Origin of the sequence: Ensifer soli (genome assembly GCF_041928815.1) — a bacterium.
Classification (GTDB): Bacteria; Pseudomonadota; Alphaproteobacteria; order Rhizobiales; family Rhizobiaceae; genus JBHFEI01.
Window position 1 is genome coordinate 1 of the sequence record NZ_JBHFEI010000003.1, and the last position, 20,751, is coordinate 20,751.

Annotated in this window: 18 protein-coding genes and 1 tRNA gene; 13 read left to right on the top strand and 6 right to left on the bottom strand. The window is 66.5% G+C overall.

Going from position 1 to position 20,751, the window contains the following annotated elements:
* The coding region (locus tag ACEVQ6_RS04955; RefSeq protein WP_374888209.1) for an SDR family NAD(P)-dependent oxidoreductase at positions 1-119 on the bottom strand (119 nt) is incomplete at its 3' end.
* An 11-nt stretch (positions 120-130) separates the two neighbouring features.
* Complete coding sequence (locus ACEVQ6_RS04960) at positions 131-1,429, bottom strand: ADP-dependent glucokinase/phosphofructokinase (protein WP_374887811.1); 1,299 nt, start codon at positions 1,427-1,429, stop codon at positions 131-133.
* A 486-nt stretch (positions 1,430-1,915) separates the two neighbouring features.
* On the opposite strand from ACEVQ6_RS04960, the gene ACEVQ6_RS04965 reads away from it, so the two are divergent.
* The 6 genes from ACEVQ6_RS04965 to ACEVQ6_RS04990 all read left to right on the top strand — a co-directional run bounded on the left by ACEVQ6_RS04965 (position 1,916) and on the right by ACEVQ6_RS04990 (position 8,138).
* Positions 1,916-2,932 (top strand): hypothetical protein, encoded by a 1,017-nt coding sequence (locus ACEVQ6_RS04965; protein WP_374887812.1) that lies wholly within the window; start codon positions 1,916-1,918, stop codon positions 2,930-2,932.
* Positions 2,933-3,130: 198 nt separating this feature from the next.
* Positions 3,131-4,417: an ABC transporter substrate-binding protein gene (locus ACEVQ6_RS04970; RefSeq protein ID WP_374887813.1), complete on the top strand. Its 1,287-nt coding sequence runs from the start codon at positions 3,131-3,133 to the stop codon at positions 4,415-4,417.
* Between the two features lie 69 nt (positions 4,418-4,486).
* Positions 4,487-5,425 carry a carbohydrate ABC transporter permease gene (locus ACEVQ6_RS04975; protein ID WP_374887814.1) on the top strand — a complete coding sequence of 313 codons (939 nt, stop codon included), beginning with the start codon at positions 4,487-4,489 and terminating at the stop codon, positions 5,423-5,425.
* The gene (locus tag ACEVQ6_RS04980) at positions 5,425-6,264 is read left to right on the top strand and encodes a carbohydrate ABC transporter permease (RefSeq protein ID WP_374887815.1); all 840 of its coding nucleotides are present in this window, start codon (positions 5,425-5,427) and stop codon (positions 6,262-6,264) included. The genes ACEVQ6_RS04975 and ACEVQ6_RS04980 overlap by 1 nt, the downstream gene beginning before the upstream one ends.
* 6 nt (positions 6,265-6,270) lie before the next feature.
* Positions 6,271-7,380, top strand: coding sequence for an ABC transporter ATP-binding protein (locus ACEVQ6_RS04985; RefSeq protein ID WP_374887816.1), 1,110 nt, complete (start codon positions 6,271-6,273; stop codon positions 7,378-7,380).
* Between the two features lie 29 nt (positions 7,381-7,409).
* A complete protein-coding gene (locus ACEVQ6_RS04990; RefSeq protein WP_374887818.1) occupies positions 7,410-8,138 on the top strand; it encodes an SDR family oxidoreductase in 729 nt (242 codons plus the stop codon).
* Positions 8,139-8,144: 6 nt separating this feature from the next.
* Here the strand turns inward: ACEVQ6_RS04990 and ACEVQ6_RS04995 are convergent, their stop codons facing one another.
* Complete coding sequence (locus ACEVQ6_RS04995; protein ID WP_374887819.1) at positions 8,145-8,627, bottom strand: anthrone oxygenase family protein; 483 nt, start codon at positions 8,625-8,627, stop codon at positions 8,145-8,147.
* A gap of 328 nt (positions 8,628-8,955) precedes the next feature.
* Between ACEVQ6_RS04995 and ACEVQ6_RS05000 the strand changes: the two genes are divergently transcribed.
* Complete coding sequence (locus tag ACEVQ6_RS05000; RefSeq protein WP_374887820.1) at positions 8,956-9,978, top strand: LLM class flavin-dependent oxidoreductase; 1,023 nt, start codon at positions 8,956-8,958, stop codon at positions 9,976-9,978.
* A 212-nt stretch (positions 9,979-10,190) separates the two neighbouring features.
* On the opposite strand, the gene ACEVQ6_RS05005 is transcribed toward ACEVQ6_RS05000, so the two are convergent.
* Positions 10,191-10,622: an organic hydroperoxide resistance protein gene (locus ACEVQ6_RS05005; protein WP_374887821.1), complete on the bottom strand. Its 432-nt coding sequence runs from the start codon at positions 10,620-10,622 to the stop codon at positions 10,191-10,193.
* A 412-nt stretch (positions 10,623-11,034) separates the two neighbouring features.
* Here ACEVQ6_RS05005 and ACEVQ6_RS05010 point away from each other — a divergent pair, with 412 nt between their 5' ends.
* The 6 genes from ACEVQ6_RS05010 to ACEVQ6_RS05035 all read left to right on the top strand — a co-directional run bounded on the left by ACEVQ6_RS05010 (position 11,035) and on the right by ACEVQ6_RS05035 (position 17,617).
* Positions 11,035-12,597 carry an ABC transporter substrate-binding protein gene (locus tag ACEVQ6_RS05010; protein ID WP_374887822.1) on the top strand — a complete coding sequence of 521 codons (1,563 nt, stop codon included), beginning with the start codon at positions 11,035-11,037 and terminating at the stop codon, positions 12,595-12,597.
* Positions 12,598-12,882: 285 nt separating this feature from the next.
* The gene (locus tag ACEVQ6_RS05015; protein WP_374887823.1) at positions 12,883-13,863 is read left to right on the top strand and encodes an ABC transporter permease; all 981 of its coding nucleotides are present in this window, start codon (positions 12,883-12,885) and stop codon (positions 13,861-13,863) included.
* Between the two features lie 4 nt (positions 13,864-13,867).
* Entirely contained in the window at positions 13,868-14,791 is a 924-nt protein-coding gene (locus tag ACEVQ6_RS05020; RefSeq protein WP_374887824.1) for an ABC transporter permease, read from the top strand.
* The gene (locus ACEVQ6_RS05025) at positions 14,791-16,437 is read left to right on the top strand and encodes an ABC transporter ATP-binding protein (protein WP_374887825.1); all 1,647 of its coding nucleotides are present in this window, start codon (positions 14,791-14,793) and stop codon (positions 16,435-16,437) included. Before ACEVQ6_RS05020 ends, ACEVQ6_RS05025 begins: the two co-directional genes overlap by 1 nt.
* A gap of 131 nt (positions 16,438-16,568) precedes the next feature.
* Positions 16,569-16,645 (top strand) — tRNA-Arg (locus tag ACEVQ6_RS05030).
* A 201-nt stretch (positions 16,646-16,846) separates the two neighbouring features.
* Complete coding sequence (locus ACEVQ6_RS05035) at positions 16,847-17,617, top strand: L-iditol 2-dehydrogenase (protein WP_374887826.1); 771 nt, start codon at positions 16,847-16,849, stop codon at positions 17,615-17,617.
* A 51-nt stretch (positions 17,618-17,668) separates the two neighbouring features.
* Here ACEVQ6_RS05035 and apnL read toward each other — a convergent pair whose 3' ends face one another.
* Entirely contained in the window at positions 17,669-19,525 is a 1,857-nt protein-coding gene (apnL, locus tag ACEVQ6_RS05040; RefSeq protein ID WP_374887827.1) for a D-apionate lactonase, read from the bottom strand.
* A complete protein-coding gene (locus ACEVQ6_RS05045) occupies positions 19,522-20,556 on the bottom strand; it encodes a Gfo/Idh/MocA family protein (RefSeq protein WP_374887828.1) in 1,035 nt (344 codons plus the stop codon). Before ACEVQ6_RS05045 ends, apnL begins: the two co-directional genes overlap by 4 nt.
* Positions 20,557-20,751 lie beyond the last annotated feature (195 nt).

The following is a 20,751-nucleotide window of genomic DNA, read 5'->3' on the forward strand; positions in this document are numbered from 1 at the left end:
GAGAGGATCACCTTCGCGCCCGCTTCCGCCAGCGCCTCCGCCGCGCAGAGGCCGATGCCCCGCCCGCCGCCGGTGATGAGCGCCGTCTGGCCGTCAAGACGATGTTTCTCGAGATACATGGAGTGGCACCTTATGCGGTCTGGTTGCTGTTGGAAGGGTGTGCGCCTGCGGGCGTTGGATAAGACGCGTCCGGACCGCTTTCCGGCCTCTGCCCGAGGACCAGCAGGCAGCCGGCGGTGAAACTGTCGCCGAGGCCGAGCGTCGTGACCGGCTTTTCCAGATAGGGCGAGGGGCAGGCGACGAAGGTCCAGCGTCCTTCGCGGTGACGTTCCGGAAAGGGCAGGGGCTCGAAGCGTGCGTCGGGATGAAGGGTGATCTCGGCGACGGGCCGGCCGGCGGCGGCACGGGCCTGCGCCAGCGCGCAGCCGGTCATCAGCGCCTCCCGTTCGCGCTCGGGATCGCCCGTGACCACCGAGGCGGCCCAGTTGTCGGCATGGATGCAGACACGCTGGAGGCCGAGGCGCTCGCCGAGCGCAATCATCGCCGCCATCGGCATCTCCGCGCCCGCGTCCATGGCGATGAGTTCGGAATGGCTCATGCCGAGCGAGGTGATGGCCCCGATCGATTCGTCGAGCGCCTGCGAAAGCGCCACCTGCGAGGTGTAGCCGGCGAGCTCGAAATGCACCGTGTCGAGGCCGGCTTTCCGCCAGCCGCGCGCCATGTCGAAGACGCGCCGGCTCGCGGCGGGCACGTTTTCCGGGGCCTCGTCGTTCAGCCCCGAGATGAGGCCGGCGGCCGCGGTGCCGGCGATCTCCGCCGACAGCGCCTCGAACGCCTCGTCCACCTGCACGCCCCGGTCCTCGAAACGCACGATGATGCGCGACGAGCGTGTCGGCGTCACGTCGCCGACCGGCCGGCCTGCTGTGTATTCGAAAATGTAGATCTCGGGCACATCCTCGGCCTGGACGCGGATGGCGCCGGCCGGCTTTGCTTCGCCATCCTCGGCGATGAGGACGCCATCGGGGATCTGGCTCAGCATCAGCGCATAGCGGTCTTCGAGCGCGACGAGCGAGCGCACCCCGAGCTTCGACAGCACCCAGGCCGCCTGCGCGCCGGTGCCGCCGAGCGCATGGCGCGGATGGAGCCGCGTGCGCAGCCAGGCGGGCCCTTCCGGCCATTCGAAGCGTGTCTCGCCGCCGATGCCCCGCGCGACGCGGCCCTTCAGCATCGTGATCAGCGCGTGCGCCGGCGTGCCCGGCTGCGCCGCCAGCAGCGGCTCCATGGCATGCATGTCGACGCGCGCGTCGATGCAGGTGCTCATCCCGCAAAGAAACAGTCCCATCCCGTCAAAGGCACCCGACCGGCCCTTTTCGGAAAGCGCCGCCACGAGCGCCCCGTAGTGCCCAGCCCATTCAACCATCGTCGTCATCAATCCTCCTGCGCCTCCCGCAGCGTCGTTTGCGCCAAGGTCTATCATTCTCTGTCAAAGCGTCAATCGCTCTCGGAGAAACTTCCCGATGCGCGGGTCGGGGAAGGGCGGGAGCAGAGCCTGTTTCTTGTCGTCGCAGGGCAAGGTCGCGATCCGGATCCGCCTGACGGGTGTGGAAAGAATGATGTTTTAACAATATTTTAGAGAAGGATCCGATCGATCGGTCTTCCGCGCGCACAAAAGCCGGGCGCCTGCCCGAAGCGGGCAGGCCGCGGAAAAACCTGTCCTCAACCCGTTGAAACGCTGGCGATATCCCGGAGGTTTCCCGCCGGGGCCGGCGCCCGGATGACATATTGATGAAAGCAGACGATTGCTTTGGAGAGATATTGACAGATTATGGAAGGATCGGTCATATGGCGGGGAACAGGCGCCGAAAGGGCACGCGCTCCGCGCCAAGAACGGTTCAATCACTCCGAGGAAACATCGATGGTCACCAGACTCGACACCAAACTGGCCAATATCAGGGCCGGCCGCTACAAGCCGACCGACTTCATCATCGCGGACGCCAAGGATCCGGATGCCGGCGGCGGCGTCAATGCGACCGGCTTCGACTATTCGGTCAAGCCGCCGCGCCGGCGCACGCGCCAGGAGTTCATCCAGCAGATCGTCGATATTGTCGAGCAGGACATCGTCGACATCATGCTGGTGACGCAGTCGAACCTCGACCTGCTCGACGAGCGCGGCGTGTTCAAGAATTCCGCCGTCAAGCCGGCGATCCGCGCCAACCTCGAGACGATGTGCTGGGCCGGCGTGCGCCACGGCACCTATGCGGCAACGCCGTCGGTGCCGTTCCGCGACACCAACATCGAGCGCGTCATCGCCGACTATCCGAACAAGGGCACGGACCTCGGCCTCTACTCCTGCTCGTTCACCAACGACGTCGAGCGCGACATCCGCACGCTGGATGCCTTCGCCGCCTTCCGCGCCGAGGCTGCGGCCTACAAGTTCAAGTATTTCTACGAGGTCTTCAATCCGAACGTCGAGATCGGGCTTTCGCGCGAGCAGACCGGCGAATTCCTCAACGACCATATCCTGAAGTCGCTCGCCGGCGTTCCGCGGGCCGAGCGCCCTGAATTCCTGAAGATCCCCTATAACGGCCCGCGCGCGCTCGAAGAGCTGGCGAGCTTCGATTCGGAGCTGATCGTCGGCGTGCTCGGCGGCGGCGCCGGCACCACGCGCGACACGTTCGAGCTGGTCGCCCAGTCGGAGAAGTATGGCGGCCGTCTCGCCCTCTTCGGCCGCAAGATCAACCTCGCCGAGGCGCCGCTGAACCTCCTCGTGCTGATGCGCGCCGTCGCTGACGGCAATATCGGCCCGGAAGAGGCGGTGCGCGCCTATCACGGGGAATTGCAGACCCTCGGCCTGACGGCGGTGCGTCCGCTGGCGGACGACCGCGTCATCACCGAGGACGTGCTGAAGGTCGCCGCCGTCAAGGCGGCCTGAGGCGAGGCGCCTTCGGCCGGCCTGCCGTTCCCCGCGTGGAGGCGGGGAGGGTGCGGGCCGGCCCTGAGACGACAGGCGGCGTCGCGGCCGGGAGAACCGCGGCGCCGGCTTGACTGAATGCGGCCCGGGGAGGGGTCGGCATGGGCGTCGCGGCGAGGCCGGGGCGCGCTTCTTTGAGAACAACTGGGAGGAGTAACGATGAGAAAGACGCTTTTTCTCGCGACGACGATTCTTGCCGCCGCGCTGGCCACCGGTTCCGCCTTCGCCGAACAGAAGGAAGTGACCGTCTGGTCCTGGTTCGTGCAGAGCACGATGGCGAAATCGGTCGCGGCCTTCGAGAAGGCCCATCCGGACGTCAAGGTCACCTACACCTATTACAACTATGCCCCGGAATACATCACCGCGCTGAAGGCGGCCGCCGCCTCGGGCAGCCTGCCCGACGTTGTCGGCCTTCAGCCGGGCTCGCTCACCCAGCAGTATCGCGAGCATCTCGAACCGGTGAACGAGCGCGCCGCCAAGGAATGGGGCGCCGACTGGGCGGAAAAGATCTTCCCGGTCAACCGCAAGCAGATGCTGATGGGCAATCCGGCGGGCGATCAGAATTATTACATCATTCCGCAGGAGTCCCAGGTTCTCTGCATCTGGTACAACCGCAAGCTCTTCGAAGAACTGAAGCTTTCGGTACCGAAGACCTATGACGAGCTGAAGGCGGCGGCCAAGGCGCTGACGGATGCCGGCAAGATCCCGATGTTCCAGGGCGCGGCCGACGGCTGGCAGAACGAGAACGTCTTCCTGATGCTCGCCAACCAGTTCTCGCCCGGCATCGTCGACAAGGCTCAAGGCGGCGAGGTCGCCTGGACTTCGCCCGAACTCGTCGAGGCGATGAAGGCGTGGAAGGGCCTCTTCGACGATGGTATCTTCCAGCAGGGCGCGCTCGGCGCCCATGCCTATCCGACCGGCGCGCAGCTTTTCGCGCAAGGGCGCGTCGGCATGATGGCGCTCGGCTCCTGGTGGATGCAGGAAAGCAAGTTCCCGCCGCCGCTCTCCGAATACGTCCAGAACATGGACGGCTTCGACTTCTTCTACATGCCGCCGGTCAAGGACGGCAATCCGGCGAGCCCGCCGGTCGGCGGCATCGACATCGGCTACGGCCTGACCAAGAACGGCGCGAAGAACGAGGCGGCCTGGACCTTCCTCGCAGAACTCACCAACGGCGTCGGCCTGCAGGAGGCGCTGAACGACCTCAACGACCTGCCGGCTTTCGAAGGTCATTCGCCCAAGGGCGACCTCACCGACCATGTGAAGGAGATGTCGGCCCGCTTCATGGCGGACCTGCCCAAGGCGGAAAACCAGCGCTTCGCCTCGCCGGCAGTCGCCGAGGCGCTCGACAATGCGCTGGCCGGCGTCGCAGCTGGCAGCATCGAGCCGGAAGCAGCGCTTGGCGCCGTCGACGAGGCGACGAAGAAGGCGCTCGCCGCCAAGTAACGCCGCCCCAGGACGAGACGCGGCCGGGCGTGTCATCCGCCCGGCCGCGGGTTGCGAAAGGTGTTTCCTATGCAAGTCGAAGCGTTGCGCGCCGTCGAGCCGGCCGTCGCCCGCCCGAGGGTTCGGCCCGACCGGTCGCTCGTCTATCTCTTCGCCCTGCCGGCGGTGCTGCTCTTCACCGTTTTCATCGCCTATCCGATCCTCTGGGTCGCCGGCCAGAGCCTCTACGGGCGCGGCGAAGCCGGTGCGGCGACCTTCGCCGGGCTTGCCAACTATACGGCGATCGTCTCCGATCCGGCCTTCTGGACCGTCGTCGTCAACATGACGCTCTGGGGCGTGATCACCATTCCGGTGCAGATGCTGATCGGCGGGCTGCTCGCCTATTTCATCGAGCGGCATACCACGACGTTTCGCGGCTTCTTCCGCACCATGTTCTTCCTGCCGGTCGTCACCTCCGTCTCGGTGGTGAGCCTCGTCTGGGTGCAGATCTACGCGCCCTATTACGGCATCGCCCAGGAATATCTGAAACAGGTCGGCATCGTCATGTCGACCTCGCCGATCGGCGATCCGTCGACGGCGATCTACGCGCTGATCCTCGTCAACATCTGGCAGTGGACGGGTTTCTCCATGCTGATGTACATCGCCGGCATCGCCAACCTGCCGTCCGAGGTTCTCGATGCCGCCCGCGTCGACGGCGCTTCGGGCTGGCGGCTCGCCGTCCATGTCATCGTGCCGATGCTGGCGCCGGCGACGAAGTCGCTCGCGCTTCTCGGCGTCATCGGCACGCTGCAGACCTTCCCGATCGTCCACCTGATGACCGGCGGCGGCCCGAACCGGGCGAGCGAGGTGTTCGGCACCTACATCTTCAAGCAAAGCTTCGTCCTCGGCGACACCGGCAGCGGCGCGGCGCTCTCCGTCATCGTCCTCGTCATAGCCCTCGTCCTGTCGCTGGCGCAGATCGTCATGCTCGGTGCACGCCTGACGCCGGCCGAAAGGGAGCGCGCCTGATGCCTGCTGCTGTGCGAAAAGCGCCCCGTCTCGGGCCGATCGTCATCCATGCGGTGCTCTTCGTCGTGCTCGCCTTCTGGATGGTGCCGCAGGTCTACATGCTCTCGGTCGGCCTCAGGACGCCGTCGCAGGCCTTCGATCCGCAATTGATCACTTGGCCGGTGACCTTCGACAATTTTCTCACCGTCATCCGCGACAACCCGCTCGGCAGCATCTTCCTGAACAGCCTGATCGTCACGGTTGCCACCGTCGTCATCGTCGTCGCCGTCTCCTCGCTCTTCGCCTTCGCCTGCGCCATCCTCAGGCTGAGGGGCACGATGTTCCTCTATACGACGCTGCTGACGACGCTGATGGTGCCGCTCGCCTCGCTGGTGCTGCCGCTCGCAATCCTGCTCAAGACCTTCGGCTGGGTGAACACCTATATCGGGCTGATCCTGCCCTATGCCGCGCTCGGCGTGCCCTTCGCCATGGTCATCCTCAAGGCCTTCATGGAGGATTCGCCGAAGGAACTGTTTGAGGCCGCCCGCGTCGACGGCTGCAACGCCTGGCAGACCTACTGGCACGTGGCGCTTCCGCTCGTCAGGCCGGCGCTGGTCTTCGTCACCATCTGGCAGTTCATCGTCACCTGGAACGAGTTCTTCCTCGCCCTCATCGTGCTGACCAAGGCGGAGATGAAGACGCTCACCATCGTGCCGATGCAGTATTCCGGCCTCTACATGGCCAATCCCGGCGCGCTCTTCGCCGTGCTGACGCTGATCGCGCTTCCCCTCATTCTCCTCTACGTGCTGGTGCAGCGCGCCTTCGTGCGCGGCCTGCTCGCCGGCGCGGTGAAAGGTTGACCACCCATGGCGACGCTGACCCTCGACCGCATCACCAAGCGTTTCGGCGCGCTGACCGTGATCCCGGAACTGTCGCTGACCATTCCTGACGGCGCGTTCTGCGTGCTCGTCGGCCCTTCCGGCTGCGGCAAGTCGACCTTGCTGCGCATCATCGCCGGGTTGGAACCGATGAGTTCCGGCCGTCTGCTGATCGACGGCGTCGACATGAGCGGCGCCGAGCCGCCGGAGCGCGGCGTCGCCATGGTGTTCCAGTCCTATGCGCTCTATCCGCACATGACGGTCGGCCGCAACATCGGCTTCGGGCTGGAGATCGCCCGCACCGCCCGCGCAGACATAGTCGACCGGGTCGGCAGGGCGGCGGAGAAGCTGAAGCTCGGCGCCTATCTTTCCCGCAAGCCGCGCGAACTGTCCGGCGGCCAGCGCCAGCGCGTCGCCATCGGCCGGGCGATGACGCGCAAGCCGAAACTCTTCCTCCTCGACGAACCGCTGTCGAACCTCGATGCCGCGCTTCGCGTCGGAATGCGGGTCGAGATCGCCCGGCTGAAGGCCGAACTCGCCTCGACGATGATCTACGTCACCCACGACCAGGTCGAGGCGATGACGCTCGCCGATATGATCGTCGTGATGAATGGCGGGCGGATCGAGCAGGTCGGCGCGCCGCTCGATCTCTATGAGCGGCCGGAAAGCCTGTTCGTCGCCGGCTTCATCGGCTCGCCGGCGATGAATTTCCTGCCGGGGCGGGTTGTCGTCGCCCGCGACGGCAGGGCGACGGTCGCGCTCGATCTCGGCCCCCGCATCGACGTGGCGCTTTCCCGGCCGGTGGATGCGGGCGCGGCGGTGACGCTTGGCATCCGTCCGGAACATGTGCAACTCGTCGCCCCCGAGGCGGCCGTGTGGCGCGGGCCGGCGGCGGTCGTCGAAATGCTCGGCAGCGACACCTTCCTGCATCTCTCAACCGGCGGCGACAACCTGCTCGTGCGCGACAGCAAGGGCCGGCGCGCGCGGCGGGGCGAGGAGATCGGCGTTGCCTTTCCCGCCGACGCCTGCCACCTCTTCGACGCGGCCGGCGTCCGCGTCTCGCGCGACCGCGCCCCGGCGCTGGAAGGCGCCGCCTGACCCTTCAGCTCTTGCGAGGAGACCCCGACATGACCGATTTCAATCGCCGCACCATTCTCGTCACCGGCGGCAGCGGCGGCATCGGCGGCGCCACCGTGCGCCACCTGGTAAAGGCCAATGCCGACGTGATCGCGGCCGGCCGCTCGAAGGCGGCGCTCGAGGCGATCGCGAAGGAGACCGGCTGCCGCACGCTTGCCTTCGATCTCGAATCGGAGACGGAGATCCGCGACGCGCTCGAAGGCCTCGACCTCTGGGGTGTCGTCAACTGCGGCGGTTTTGGCGGCGAGATCGCCACGCCGATGGAGACCGACATCGCCGTCTTCGACAAGGTGATCGCCATCAACGCGCGCGGCGCGCTGATCGTCACCAAATATGCCTCGCAGTCGATGGTGCGGCTCGGCAGGGGCGGCGCGATCGTCAACGTCTCCAGCCAGGCGGCGCTGGTGGCGCTGGAAGGCCATATCTCCTACGGCTCGTCCAAGGCAGCGCTCGACAACATCACCCGCGTCTCGGCGCTGCAGCTCGGCCGCTACAATATCCGCGTCAACAGCGTCAATCCAACGGTGGTGATGACGCCGATCGCCACCGGCCACTGGACGAAGCCGGAGGTCGGCGGGCCGTTCCTGGCGCAGATGCCGCTCGGCCGCTGGGCGACGGAAGACGAGGTCGCCGCGCCGATCGTCTTCCTTCTGAGCGATGCCGCCTCGATGATCACCGGCGTCTCTCTGCCGATCGACGGCGGCTTCACCTGCCGGTGACGGTGCTCAGTCGGCGCGGATCGATAGAGTGAACAGCAGGCAGGCGGCAAGGCTCGCCCCGGTGCGCACATGGTTCCAGAAGGTCCAGTCGCTGAGATAGCGCGACCAGACCTTCGCCGCCTCCGGCCCCCCGGCGGCGCCTGCGAGCAGGCTGTTCAGCGGCACGTTGAAGGCGAGGGTGACGATGACCATGCCGGTCACGTAGGTGGCCCCGCCGAGCACCGCCTCCGGCGCGCCGGGCGTGCCCCAGCGGAAAATGCCGATCCCGACCAGCGCGAGGGCGGCGAGCGTCGTGCCGACGAAGAGCGGCATGAAGGCGGAGCGCAGGATCACCTCGTTGATCGACTGCATCGCCGCCGCGCCGCTCTCGGGCGGCAGGGCGGAAAGCGCCCGCATGACGAAGGCGGAGAAGGCGAAGTAGACGCCGGCGATCAGTCCGCAGCCGATCGCGGCACCCCAGAGGCACAGCGTGTAGACGATGGTCAGCATCGGCCGCTCCTGTCGCGAGGATGGGAGATTTGGGCACAGCGTCTGCATTGGTCCCACGAACCGGCGGGAAACACCAGAGGGTTGCAGCCGGAGCAGGCTCAGCGCCGCCAGGGACCGTCCGTGCGCTCGAACGGAGGCGCGTTCCGCGTGACCGGCGTCCCGGCCGAGTTCCGGACTGCCCGTCCTTTCACATCCTGTTGCGCCTGGCGCATCCAGCCCGAAACGGTCCGTTCACGTCCCGCGCCTCGCGCACGCGTCCGGGCCTCGCTATATGCGAGGGCAAGACAGGTTCAATGGCGGGGCATCGGCACCGCCCGGGAGTGATGCAATGAAAAAAATCGGCTTTCTTTCCTTCGGCCACTGGTCGCCGTCGCCGCAGTCGGGCACCCGCTCGGCGGCCGACACGCTGCTGCAATCGATCGACCTCGCGGTGGCGGCGGAGGAACTCGGCGCGGACGGCGCCTATTTCCGCGTCCACCATTTCGCCCGGCAGCTTGCCTCTCCCTTCCCGCTGCTCGCCGCCGTCGGCGCCCGGACGAAGACGATCGAGATCGGCACCGCGGTCATCGACATGCGCTATGAAAACCCGCTCTACATGGCCGAGGATGCCGGCTCCGCCGACCTCATCGCCGGCGGGCGGCTGCAGCTCGGCCTCAGCCGGGGATCGCCCGAGCAGGTGATCGACGGCTGGCGCTATTTCGGCTATCAGCCGCAGGAGGGCATGAGCGACGCCGACATGGCGCGCCGCCATGCCGAGGTCTTCCTCGACGTGCTGAAAGGCGAGGGCTTCGCCCGCCCCAATCCCCGGCCGATGTTTGCCAACCCGCCCGGCCTCCTGCGCCTCGAACCCCATTCCGAGGGCCTGCGCGAGCGGATCTGGTGGGGGGCCGGCTCGAACGCGACCGCGGTCTGGGCGGCCGAAATGGGCATGAACCTGCAAAGCTCGACGCTCAAGGACGACGAGACCGGCGAGGCCTTCCATGTGCAGCAGGCGGCCCAGATCCGCGCCTATCGCGAGGCGTGGAAGGCGGCCGGCCACGACCGCACGCCCCGCGTCTCGGTCAGCCGCAGCATCTTCGCCCTCGTCAACGACCGCGACCGCGCCTATTTCGGCGGCAGCGGCAAGGAGGACGACCAAATCGGCTTCATCGACGAGAACACGCGCGCGATCTTCGGGCGCAGCTACGCGGCGGAACCGGATGTCCTCATCGAGCAGCTGAAGAAGGACGAGGCGATCGCGGAAGCAGATACGCTGCTGCTGACGGTGCCGAACCAGCTCGGCGTCGACTACAACGCCCATGTGATCGACTCGATCCTGACCCATGTGGCGCCGGCGCTCGGCTGGCGCTAGGGCACTTCCAGCCGAAGCGGGATCGCTTCGGCGTTGGAGACTGCGGTGAATATAAATGACAAGAGTACGTCCGGTGAACCGGCGTTCACCGGAATGCTCCCTTTCTCCGCCTTCACGCATGGTCCGGAGGTCAGATCCGGTCCGGGCCTCGCGGGAGACGCCCGAGACGGAGGCGGGCGGCACGTCCGTTTAAGGACATGCCGCCTTCGACCTCAGCCGCGCGTCGTCGTCTTGACGTCGACGCTCGCCTTGATGGCGTTCGAATAGGGGCAGATCCCGTGCGTCACCTCGACGAGCTTGCGCGCCTCATCCTCCGGCATGCCCGGCAGGTAGACGTCGAGCGCGGCGGTGATGCCGAAGCCGCCTTCCGAGCGCGGCCCGATGCCGATCTCGGCCGTCACGGTCGTGCCCTCCGGAACCTTGGTCTTCAGCTCTCCCGCGGCGACGCGCATCGCGCCGAGATAGCAGGCGGAGTAGCCGAGCGCGAAGAGCTTCTCCGGGTTCGCCCCGTCGCCGCCCGGGCCGCCGAGCTCCTTCGGCACGACAAGCTGAAGCTCCAGCGTCCCGTCGGCAAGGGCGGTGCGGCCGTCGCGGCCGCCGCCGCTCGCCGTGGCCTTCGTCTTGTATTTCGCATCAACTGGCATGGTTCTCTCCCGTTGCTGTTTTCGTCTGTCCCGGCCGTCCGCGGGAAGGGCCGTTTGCGCCGCGACCCGCAGGACATGGATCGCGCGGCCAAAAGATCCAGACGCGCGGACGCCATTCTGCGGGTTTCCGGTCCGCGGGCAAGGGGCCGGTGCGCGCGCCGCTTGCAGGCGCTTGTCGATTTGCGACATGGCGCCTTCCGTCTCCGCCTACTCCTGGAAACGGAAAAGTAGACTAGCAGGAATTTGGCGGCGGGCGTTTTCGGCTACAGTTTCGCTCAACGGGCGCCAAGCCGCGGTTTGAGGTCGGACGCGACACGGGAAGAGGAAACCCTGTGCTGCGGCCGGCGTCAGCCCTGACAAGCGGATGCGCCTTGCCACGGAACGTTCACGATCCAAAAATGGGGAACATGTAATGGTCACGAGACGAAGCCTTCTCCAGGGCGCCATGGGCGTCGCCGCTGCCGCCGGCGTCGGCCGCATCAATCCGGACTTCCTGTTTACGTCCGCCTACGCCCAGGAAGGCAAGACGCTGCGCTTCCTCGGCGCCGAGGCGCTGACCGGCAACTGGGATCCGACCACCCACACCAATCTCGGCCAGCTCATCGTCGAAGGCTATGTCTTCGGCTATCTGACGCGCGCGCCGATGAAGCCGGACAATCCGGAAGAGCTGATCTTCGAACTCGCCACCTCGATGACGCCGGTCGACGAATATACGCTCGAAGTGAAGCTGCGCGAGGGCGTCAAGTTCCACGATGGCACGCCCTTCACCTCCGCCGACGTCAAGGCGACCTACGAATATGGCTGCCAGCCCGACCGCCCGGCCCAGTGGTATCCGGGCCAGGTCAAGATCGACATCGTCGACGAGCTGACCTGCCGCATCAACACCAAGGAATTCGGCTATCCGGCCTCGCTCTACATCTACCTCTCGTCGTTCCTGCCGATCATGGCGGCCAAGGACGTGGAGAACAAGGCGCAGCTCTCCGCGCGGATGAACGGCACCGGCGCGATGAAGTTCGTCGAGCAGAAGGGCGATTCCACCATCCTCGTCGCCAATGACGACTTCTATCTCGGCAAGCCGAAGATCGCCGGTCTCGAATACCGCTTCGTCGGCGACACGACGACCCGCACGCTGTCGCTGATGAACGGCGAGGCGGACATGATCGAGCGCCTCGAGGCCGAGCAGGTCGAGACCATCTCCGCCGACGACCGCTTCGTCATTTCCAAGGCGCTGTCGGTCGAGAACAAGTACCTGTTCTTCCGCTGCTCGAAGGCGCCCTTCGACAATCCGCTGATCCGCCAGGCGGCCTGCCACGCGATCGACCGTGAGTCGGTCCTTGAGATCCTCGGCGTCTCGGGCGCGCCGGTGAAGGCGCATATCTCGCCGGTCAAGTTCGGCTACACGGAAGTCGCCGACTATCCGGAATTCGATCCCGAGAAGTGCCAGGCGCTTCTGGCGGAGGCCGGGTTCCCGGGCGGCGAGGGCCTGCCGGAACTGACCTACTACACCTCCGTCGGCTTCTACCCGAAAACCAAGGAATATGCCGAGCTCATCACCGGCATGCTGCAGGAGCAGGGTTTCAAGGTGAACCTGCAGACGCTGGAAGTGGCGGCCTGGGGCAACCTGCTCTACGACAAGCCCGGCGGCGGCGAAGGCAACATGATCGACTGCGGCTGGTGCACGGGTTCGCCGGAGCCGGACCTCGTCATCCGCACGCATTTCCACTCCTCGTCGAAGCGCATCACCGGCATCGTCGATCCGGAAATCGATGCCGTGCTCGACAAGGAGCGCAACGCGCCGAGCGTCGACGCGCGCCGCAAGGTGCTGCAGGAAGAGACGCTGCCGACGATTGCCCGCAAGGCGCCGGCGCTCGCGCTGTTCTCCTCCGTCTTCATCCACGCCTACACCAAGGGCCTGGAAGGCCTCTACATCTACCCGAACGGCATGCAGGACGTCTCCAAGGCGACGCTCGCCTGATCATCGCAGGGATCCCGTCTCCGCCGTGCCCCGCACGGCGGAGACGGCCGTTCGTCGGCCGGCGCCGGCGACGGAAGATGCATGGCTTGGGACGATGCATGGCATGGCCGTCGCGACGGGGAGACCGCGGCGGGCGGTTTCCTCTCGTGCGGAACGGGAAACCGGATGTCTCGAACCCGGCGAGCCGTCGCCTTCGGGTTGCCTCCCGTTTCAACGGGGCGATACGCGAGGACGGGCCAGACCGGAACAGGGCCACGACCGCCTCTTGAACGATAGGCAAGGCGTATGATTTTTGTCGAATTTCTGGTGAAGCGCATCCTGCAGGGCTTCGTGATCATCGCGATCACCTCCTGTCTGATATTCACGCTTCTGCGCGTCGTTCCGGGCGATCCGGTTCGCCTCATCGTCGGCGGCATGGCGCCCGACAATGTGGTCGAGGAGGTCGCCGAGAAGATGGGCCTGCGCGATCCCATCCTTGTCCAGTACGGCCGCTACATGGGCAATCTGCTGACGGGCGACATGGGGCAATCCTACCTGCGTCCGAAGAGCGGCATGATCGCCGCCGGCGGCGAATATGTCGATCCGACGCGCGCGGACATGGCCCCGGTCTGGGAGCTGATCCTCGAGCGCGTGCCGCTGACGCTGCAGCTGGCCGCCTCCGCGCTGATGCTGGCGCTCGTCATTTCCCTGCCGATCGGGATCGCCGGCGGCCTCAATCCGCATGGCTGGCAGAACCGGCTCGCCTTCGGCATGCAGTCGCTGTTCGTGTCGATCCCGAATTTCTGGCTGGCGATCATCCTCATCCTCTTCCTGTCGGTGAAGCTGCAGCTGATCCCGGCGCTCGGCTACAAGGGGTTCGCCTATGTCATCCTGCCGGCGATCGTGCTCGCCGTGGAGATCTCGCCCTTCATCATCCGCACGCTGACGACCTCGCTCGGCGAGGTGATGCAGTCCTACTTCATCGACGAGGCGAAGGTGCGCGGCCTGTCGCGGCAGAAGATCGTCTTCGGTCATGCGCTGCGCAACGCCTCGGTGCCGCTCGTCAACCTTCTCGGCATCCAGCTCTCGACGCTGATCGGCGGCGTGCTCGTCGTCGAATACATCTTCGACTATCCCGGCCTCGGCCACCTGACGGTCACCTCCGTCGTCGGCCGCGACTTCCCCGTCATCCAGGGCATCGCCATCACCATCAGCGCCGTCTTCGTCTTCATCAACATCATCGTCGATCTCATCGCCTACATGATCGACCCGCGCGTGGAGCTCTGAGCCGATGACCGATCTCGCCGATCCCTATGTCGGAACCGTGCCGCCGGCGGCGGCAAGCGCCTCCTCCGTGTCGATGCGCATCCTGAAGACCGCCTGGCGCAGCACCGCCTTCCAGATCGGTTTCTGGGTCTTCGCCGTGCTGCTCGTCTTCTCCCTCGTCTGGCCGGAGGTTTCCTCGGTCAGCGCGACGAAGATGGTGGTGAAGGAGAAGTTCCTGCCGCCGCTCTTCCTCGGCGACAAGTGGAGCTGGGCCCATCCGCTCGGCACCGACCAGCTTGGCCGCGACATGCTGATGCGCTGCCTCGTCGGCCTGCGTTACTCATTGATGATCGGCGTCATCACCGTGATCCTGATGTTCATCGTCGGCTGCGGCCTCGGCCTGCTCGCGGGTTTCAAGGGCAAGTGGTGGGACACGATCATCATGCGCATCACCGATGCGCAGCTCTCGCTGCCGATGATCATCCTCGCCATCACCATCCTCGGCATCTCCAAGCCGACCGTGCCGACGATCATCCTCGTGCTCGGCCTGTCCGGCTGGCCGCTCTACGCCCGCGTCGCCCGCAGCGCCGCCGTCACCGAGCGGGAAAAGGAATATGTGCGCGGGCTTCGCGTTGTCGGCGCCGGCGACTGGCGCATCCTGCTTCTCTTCGCCGCGCCGAACATCCTGCCGCCGATCGCCTTCGTCGCCGTGCTCGACATTGCCCGCATGATGATCTTCGAGGCGATCCTCGGCTTCCTCGGCCTCGGCATCCAGCCGCCGACGCCCTCCTTCGGCTCGATCATCGCCGACAGCCGCAAGTACCTCATCAATGCCTGGTGGATCGCCACCAGTCCGGGCGTCTTCCTCGCCGTGGCGCTGACCGCGATCAACCTGATGGGCGCCTCGCTCGAAAAAGCCCGCAACGCCGTTTACGCAGGAGCCCGCTGATGTCGTCGGAGACCATCCTCAACGTCGCCGGCCTGAAGGTTGCCGCCGGCGACAGGACCATCCTGGACAATGTGTCCTTCTCCGTCGCCAATTCCGAGATCTACGGCATTTACGGCGAAAGCGGCGCCGGCAAGACCATGCTCGGCCGGGCGCTCGCCAACTGGCTGCCTGCGGGCGTCGCCCAGACAGCCGGCACCATCACCTTCGCCGACCGCGACATCCGCACGAAGGGGTCGAACCGCATCGTCGTCGGCCGCGACATCGCCTATATCGGCGCCAAGCCGCAGAGCGCGCTCGACCCGACCGTGCCGGTCGGGCCGCAGATCGTCGAGAAGCTGATGGGCGTGCAGCCGCGCCTGACGCGGGCGGACGCGGAAAAGCGCGTCCTCGACCTGCTGAACGAGGTGCGCATCGCCTCTCCCAACGAGCGCTTCCACGACTATCCGTCGAAATATTCCGGCGGCATGATGCAGCGCGCGATGATCGTCGACGCGATCTGCGCCGACCCGGCGGTGCTGATCGCCGACGACATCATCCGCCCGCTCGACGTGACGGTCGCCGCGCAGATCGTCTCGCTGCTGAAGGATCTCTGCCTCAAGCGCAAGATGGCCGTCGTCTTCCTCGCCTCCTCGCTGCCCGCGCTCCGGCAGGTGTCGGAGCGCGTCGGCGTGCTGCACAATGGCCGGATCGTCGAGGAACAGCCGGTGGAAGCCCTGCTGGCCGCGCCGAAGACGGACTATACCCGCATCGCCATCACCCATGTGCCGCGCATCTGGTCGACCAACGAGATGCCGCCGGACCGGGCGCGGGCCGGCGACAAGCCGCTGATGGAGGTGCGCGACGTCTCGCGCACCTACAAGGTGCGCAAGCGCGGCTCCTTCGGGCAGTTCAACCATGTGCGGGCCGTCCAGGGCGTGTCCTTCGACATCATGCCGCGCGAGAATTTCGGCATCGTCGGCGAGTCGGGTTGCGGCAAGTCGACGCTGACGCGTCTCCTGACCTGGCTGGAAAAGCCGGACAGCGGCGACATCCGCCTCGGCGGCGCCTCGCTGTCGGCCTTCAGCGGCAAGGAACTGCTCGACAAGCGCCGCGAATTCCAGCTCCTGCTGCAGGATCCCTACAACGCGCTGCCGCCGCGCATGACGGTCGGCCGGATGATCGAGGAGGGGCTTCGCCTGCGCTCGGTGCCGAAGCCGGAGATGCGCGAGAGGGTGAAGGCGGCGATGAACGCCGTCGGCCTGCCGACCGGCATCTATGACGACCTGCCGAACGCGCTGTCGACCGGCGAGCGCCAGCGCATCTCGATCGCCCGCGCGCTGGTGCTGGAGCCCAAGCTTCTGATCCTCGACGAGACGCTGTCGGCGCTCGACCAGGGCGAGCAGGCCAAGCTGATCGATCTCTTCGCGAAGCTGCAGGAGACCAACGACCTGACCTACGTGTTCATCTCGCATGACCTTGCGATGGTGCGGAAGGTCTGCAACCGCATCGGCGTCATGTATTTCGGCAAGATGGTCGAGATCGGCGACAACCGCTCGATCTTCTTCGAACCGAAGCACGATTACACGAAAGCGCTTCTCTCCGCCGCCCCAACGCTCGACGAAAAACCCTTCGACGCCACTGAACTGGGCTTCGAGCCGATCCAGTAACCGCCAACGGCCACGCCCGGCCACCGCCGGCGCGGCTTTTTCCGCCGCCCGGTATTTTCCGGATTGAACCCCGCGCCTTCCTGGGATAAGAACCAGCCCATTCGGCCCGGGATGGAACGACATCCCGCAAAGCACCCGTAGCTCAGCTGGATAGAGTGTTGGATTCCGATTCCAAAGGTCACAGGTTCGAATCCTGTCGGGTGCGCCACCATCGAATTTTTCCTCGAGCGCCGCACATTCCGTGGAGACGGCGCTATAACGCATTAAATCGCCTTGCATATTTCCCGGGACGGATTTCGGTTTTTCGTCTCATGCCCTAGGGTGGCCGCATGGAGCGGTTGCTCCCGGTTTCCCTGTGGCTGCGATCAGGCCCCGGGGTGTGGCCGAAGATCGGAAGATGGAGGAAAACATGCAGTTGAAGGGCAAGGTCGCGTTCATCACGGGTGGCGCGCGCGGGATCGGGGCGGCGATCGCCACCGCCTATGTCGCGGAAGGCGCGAAGGTCGTCATCGCCGATATCGAGACGGAGGCGGCGGCGGAGCTTGCGTCGAGGCTCGGCGCGTCGGCCCATGCCGTGCGGCTCGACGTGCGCAGCGGCGACTCGATCGCCGAAGCCGTCGACGAGGCCGTCGCCCGCTTCGGCCGGCTCGACATTCTCGTCAACAATGCCGGCGTCTTCGACATGGCGCCGATCGCGGAGGTCACCGAGGAGATGTACCGGCGGCAGTTCGACATCAATGTCGGCGGCCTGATCTTCGTCACCAAGGCGGTCGTCGCGAAGATGCGGCTGCACGGCGAGGGCGGTTCGGTCATCAACCTCTCCTCCCAGGCCGGACGGCGCGGCGAGGCCAACATCGTGCTCTACTGCGCGACCAAGGCGGCGGTGATCAGCATCACCCAGTCGCTCGCCCTCGAACTGGTCAAGGAAGGCATCCGCGTCAACGCGATCGCCCCGGGCGTGGTCGATACGCCGATGTGGGAGCGCGTCGACGCCCTGTTCGCCAAGTATGAAAACCGCCCGCTCGGCGAGAAGAAGCGCCTCGTCGGCGAGGCCGTGCCGGCCGGGCGCATGGGCCGGCCGGAGGATTTCGCCGGACCCGCCGTCTTCCTCGCCTCCGATGCCGCTGGCTATGTCGTCGCCCAGACGCTGAACGTCGACGGCGGCAACTGGATGAGCTGACGTCTGCCGCCCGGCGCCGGCATCACCGGCGCCGGGCCCGCATGCTCTTCATCAGGGGAACGTGATGATATCGGCCGCATAGGGGCCGAGAACGAGGCGCTCGCCGCCAAGGGCCGAGAGGTCGACCGCGACCGTGTCCGCGGTGAGGTTGACGGCGGCAAGCACGCGCTCTCCCTTGTCCGTCGTGATCGTCATCGCAAGAACGCGGCTCGGTGCGGACGACAGGGCCGCCTGCCACCGGCTGCCGCCGAGCGCCGCCAGCCGGGCCACCACCGTACCGAGCGGGCGCAGTGTGCCGGCGGCGGACGGCTCGCCCTCGCCGGCGATCAGCCCGAAAGGTCCGGTCAGCGCGCTTAGACACAGGGTCTCAAGTGCCGCCGGCGCGACCGCGATCGCATAGCCGAGGGCGAAGGCGGCGCCGAAGGCGCCGTTGTGGCGCGGATCGCGGTTGGCCATCGCCATACGCACGCCCTGCGGATTGTCCATCGTCCGGCTGCCATAGGGGTTCTGGCGCATGGCGATGGTGGAGGGGCCGATGCGGTAGGGCATGTCGCCATAGATCGCCCGTACGGAACGGGTGATGAAGGGCAGGGCCTCCAGCGTCTGCATGACGGAGAGATCGTCGGCGGCGTGCACGATCGGGTTGGTGCAATGGGTGATGACATCGAGCGCCTCCGCCGGCACGCGCTTGCGGTTGAGCTCGGTGAAATAGCTGAGCATGCCGCCGCCGAGCCGCACATCCGGGAAGGCCTTGCGGGCGGCGCGATAGAGGTCGTCGAGCGGCGGGCAGTCCGGCCAGACGCTTCCCGGCGGCGTCGACTGGCGGTCGACCGAGGGAACCACGACCACGGCATCCGGCCGGAATCCCGCTTCGCGGGCAAGTGCGGCGATGCCGGAGAGTTCCTCGCCGAGATCGCCCTTGCATGCAACCGCGATCTCCAGCGTCGAGGTGCCACTATGCCCCTCGAGGATCGCGGCGAAATCGGCAAGCGCGTCGGCGCCGTGTCCCGCGGTCGGATCGAAGTGGAAGAGCAGTTCCTGCGCGCCGATGGCGGACAGGGTGTCGCGCGCGGCGAGCACGGCCTTGGCGTCTTCGGGCGTGACGACGAGACCGATCGCCGGCAGGGTTCCTTCGTCGCTGCCTGGCGTCAGCGTGACGACATCGCCAACGCCAGTCGCAACCGCCGTCTCGCTGCGCGCGTCCGAAATCGTCAGGGTGATCACCTGGCGCACCGGCGCGCCGGCTTCGATCCGATAGGGCCAGGGCAGCGCCAGCGGCCGCACATAGGTCTTGTAGGAGGCATCCGACCAGTTGCGCTGGTCCTCCATCTCGAAGGTGTCGCCCTCCATGCGGCAGGCGACCGTGACGCCCGGCAGCGCGGTATGGGTGATGGCGCGCATGTCCTTGAACGGCTGCCACGGGTCGATCGTGTCCGGCAGCGCGGTCTCGACGATCGATCCGTCGACATGCTCGACCCTCACCGGCGTCCCGGCGACACCGACGATCGGATGCAGGATGCAGAAGCCGCAGCGGTTCGTCTCGAAGCCTGTCGGCGTCAGCGCCTCGGCGGCGAAGGTCAGGCGGCCTTTCTCGCCGAGGATGCGGGCGGTGACGGCGAGCGTCGTCCCATCCGGTCCCTGGCAGGCGGCGGTGTAGGAGACGGAGAAACGCTCCCCGGCCTCGTCGATCCTGAGATCGGCGATGACGGGGTCATAGGTGCCCCAGTCACGGTCGCGCACCAGATAGGAGACGGCGCGCAACACCTCGACGCCGTCATAGCGTAGGGTCCGGAGATTGCCGCCGGCGAGATCGACCGAGAGACGGCCGGCGGTCAGGCGCACCGGCGGCGTCTCTGTGCGCGGCGTGCCGTAAAGGCGGAAGGCGTCTTCGGGGCCAAGCGCGCTCATGCGACGAGCGCCGCGATCTCGACCGGCTGCCCGGTCGCGGCACTTTCATAGGCCGCCTCGACCAGCGCGAAGGTCTTCAGGTTGTCGGTGCCCGAGGTCGAGGTCTCCGTGCCGGCCGTCAGGCTGGCGACCCAGTGTTCCTGGATCTTGAAGACGCTTTCCTGGATGTTGTGCCAGGGGCGGGAGGCCCAGGAGAGCAGCGCCGGCGAGACGTCGGTGACGGTGGTGCCGGATGCGTTGGTGACGTCGAGGCGGTAATCGAGGCCGAGGCGGATCGTGCCCTCCGTGCCGTCGAGTTCGATCAGCGTCTGCGGGAAGGGCTCGACCGGCAGCCTGGTCGCATAGCTGACATCGACGATCGAGGTCGCGCCATTGTCGTGGTCGATCAGGATGGTGGCGACGTCCTCGCCCTTGATCCTCGGGTTGACGGTCTTCGTCCGCGCCGTCAGCCGGGTCGCATCGCCGAGGATGAAGCGGGCGATGTCCAGCGTGTGGATGCCGAGATCCTCGATGATGAAGCGCTTGCCCTCGGCGAGGTAGGGCTGGCCGGAAAACACGTCGAAGCCGGAGCGGAAGGAGAAGCGACCCCAGAAGGGCGTGCCGATGGCGCCGGCGTCGAGTGCCGCGCGCACCGCCTGGATCGGCGCCTGCCAGCGGAAATTCTCGTGGATCATCAAGGGCACGCCGGCCGCATCCATCGCCGCGACCATCGCCTTGGCATCGGCAAGGCTGGGGGCGAAGGGTTTCTGGCAGATCGCCGGCACTTTATGCGCGGCAGCCATCTCGACCAATGCCCGATGGCTGCTGACGGTGGTGGCGATGTCGACGAAATCGAAGCCGCCGTCGGCAAAGAGGGCGGCGGCGTCGGTGTAGCGCCGCGCGATGCCGAACTGCTCGCCGACGATTTTCAGGCGTTCCGGATCCCGGTCGCAGATCGCCACGATCTCGGCGCCGTCGACATCCGTCCACCCATGCATCTGGTTGATCGCGAAAAAGCCGCAACCGATCAGCGCGCCACGCAGGTCTGCCATGTCTCCACCCTTCTCCCGGTCCATCCCTCGCGGCATGGCCGCGGGCGGGACGGTATCATGCGATCGGCCTGGAGCATCCGATCAAAACGAAATCATCGGAGCGGCTCCACGCTTTTGTTCTTTCCGCATCGTCCGACGCCGAAGCGATTCCGCTTCGACCGGACATGCTCCCGCGTCTGTCGGGTTCATCCTAGA

Coding starts and splice junctions, on each gene's coding strand:
- ACEVQ6_RS04960 (WP_374887811.1), bottom strand. CDS start 1,429: ATGACGACGATGGTTGAATGGGCTGGGCACTACGGGGCGCTCGTGGCG.
- ACEVQ6_RS04965 (WP_374887812.1), top strand. CDS start 1,916: ATGGTCACCAGACTCGACACCAAACTGGCCAATATCAGGGCCGGCCGC.
- ACEVQ6_RS04970 (WP_374887813.1), top strand. CDS start 3,131: ATGAGAAAGACGCTTTTTCTCGCGACGACGATTCTTGCCGCCGCGCTG.
- ACEVQ6_RS04975 (WP_374887814.1), top strand. CDS start 4,487: ATGCAAGTCGAAGCGTTGCGCGCCGTCGAGCCGGCCGTCGCCCGCCCG.
- ACEVQ6_RS04980 (WP_374887815.1), top strand. CDS start 5,425: ATGCCTGCTGCTGTGCGAAAAGCGCCCCGTCTCGGGCCGATCGTCATC.
- ACEVQ6_RS04985 (WP_374887816.1), top strand. CDS start 6,271: ATGGCGACGCTGACCCTCGACCGCATCACCAAGCGTTTCGGCGCGCTG.
- ACEVQ6_RS04990 (WP_374887818.1), top strand. CDS start 7,410: ATGACCGATTTCAATCGCCGCACCATTCTCGTCACCGGCGGCAGCGGC.
- ACEVQ6_RS04995 (WP_374887819.1), bottom strand. CDS start 8,627: ATGCTGACCATCGTCTACACGCTGTGCCTCTGGGGTGCCGCGATCGGC.
- ACEVQ6_RS05000 (WP_374887820.1), top strand. CDS start 8,956: ATGAAAAAAATCGGCTTTCTTTCCTTCGGCCACTGGTCGCCGTCGCCG.
- ACEVQ6_RS05005 (WP_374887821.1), bottom strand. CDS start 10,622: ATGCCAGTTGATGCGAAATACAAGACGAAGGCCACGGCGAGCGGCGGC.
- ACEVQ6_RS05010 (WP_374887822.1), top strand. CDS start 11,035: ATGGTCACGAGACGAAGCCTTCTCCAGGGCGCCATGGGCGTCGCCGCT.
- ACEVQ6_RS05015 (WP_374887823.1), top strand. CDS start 12,883: ATGATTTTTGTCGAATTTCTGGTGAAGCGCATCCTGCAGGGCTTCGTG.
- ACEVQ6_RS05020 (WP_374887824.1), top strand. CDS start 13,868: ATGACCGATCTCGCCGATCCCTATGTCGGAACCGTGCCGCCGGCGGCG.
- ACEVQ6_RS05025 (WP_374887825.1), top strand. CDS start 14,791: ATGTCGTCGGAGACCATCCTCAACGTCGCCGGCCTGAAGGTTGCCGCC.
- ACEVQ6_RS05035 (WP_374887826.1), top strand. CDS start 16,847: ATGCAGTTGAAGGGCAAGGTCGCGTTCATCACGGGTGGCGCGCGCGGG.
- apnL (WP_374887827.1), bottom strand. CDS start 19,525: ATGAGCGCGCTTGGCCCCGAAGACGCCTTCCGCCTTTACGGCACGCCG.
- ACEVQ6_RS05045 (WP_374887828.1), bottom strand. CDS start 20,556: ATGGCAGACCTGCGTGGCGCGCTGATCGGTTGCGGCTTTTTCGCGATC.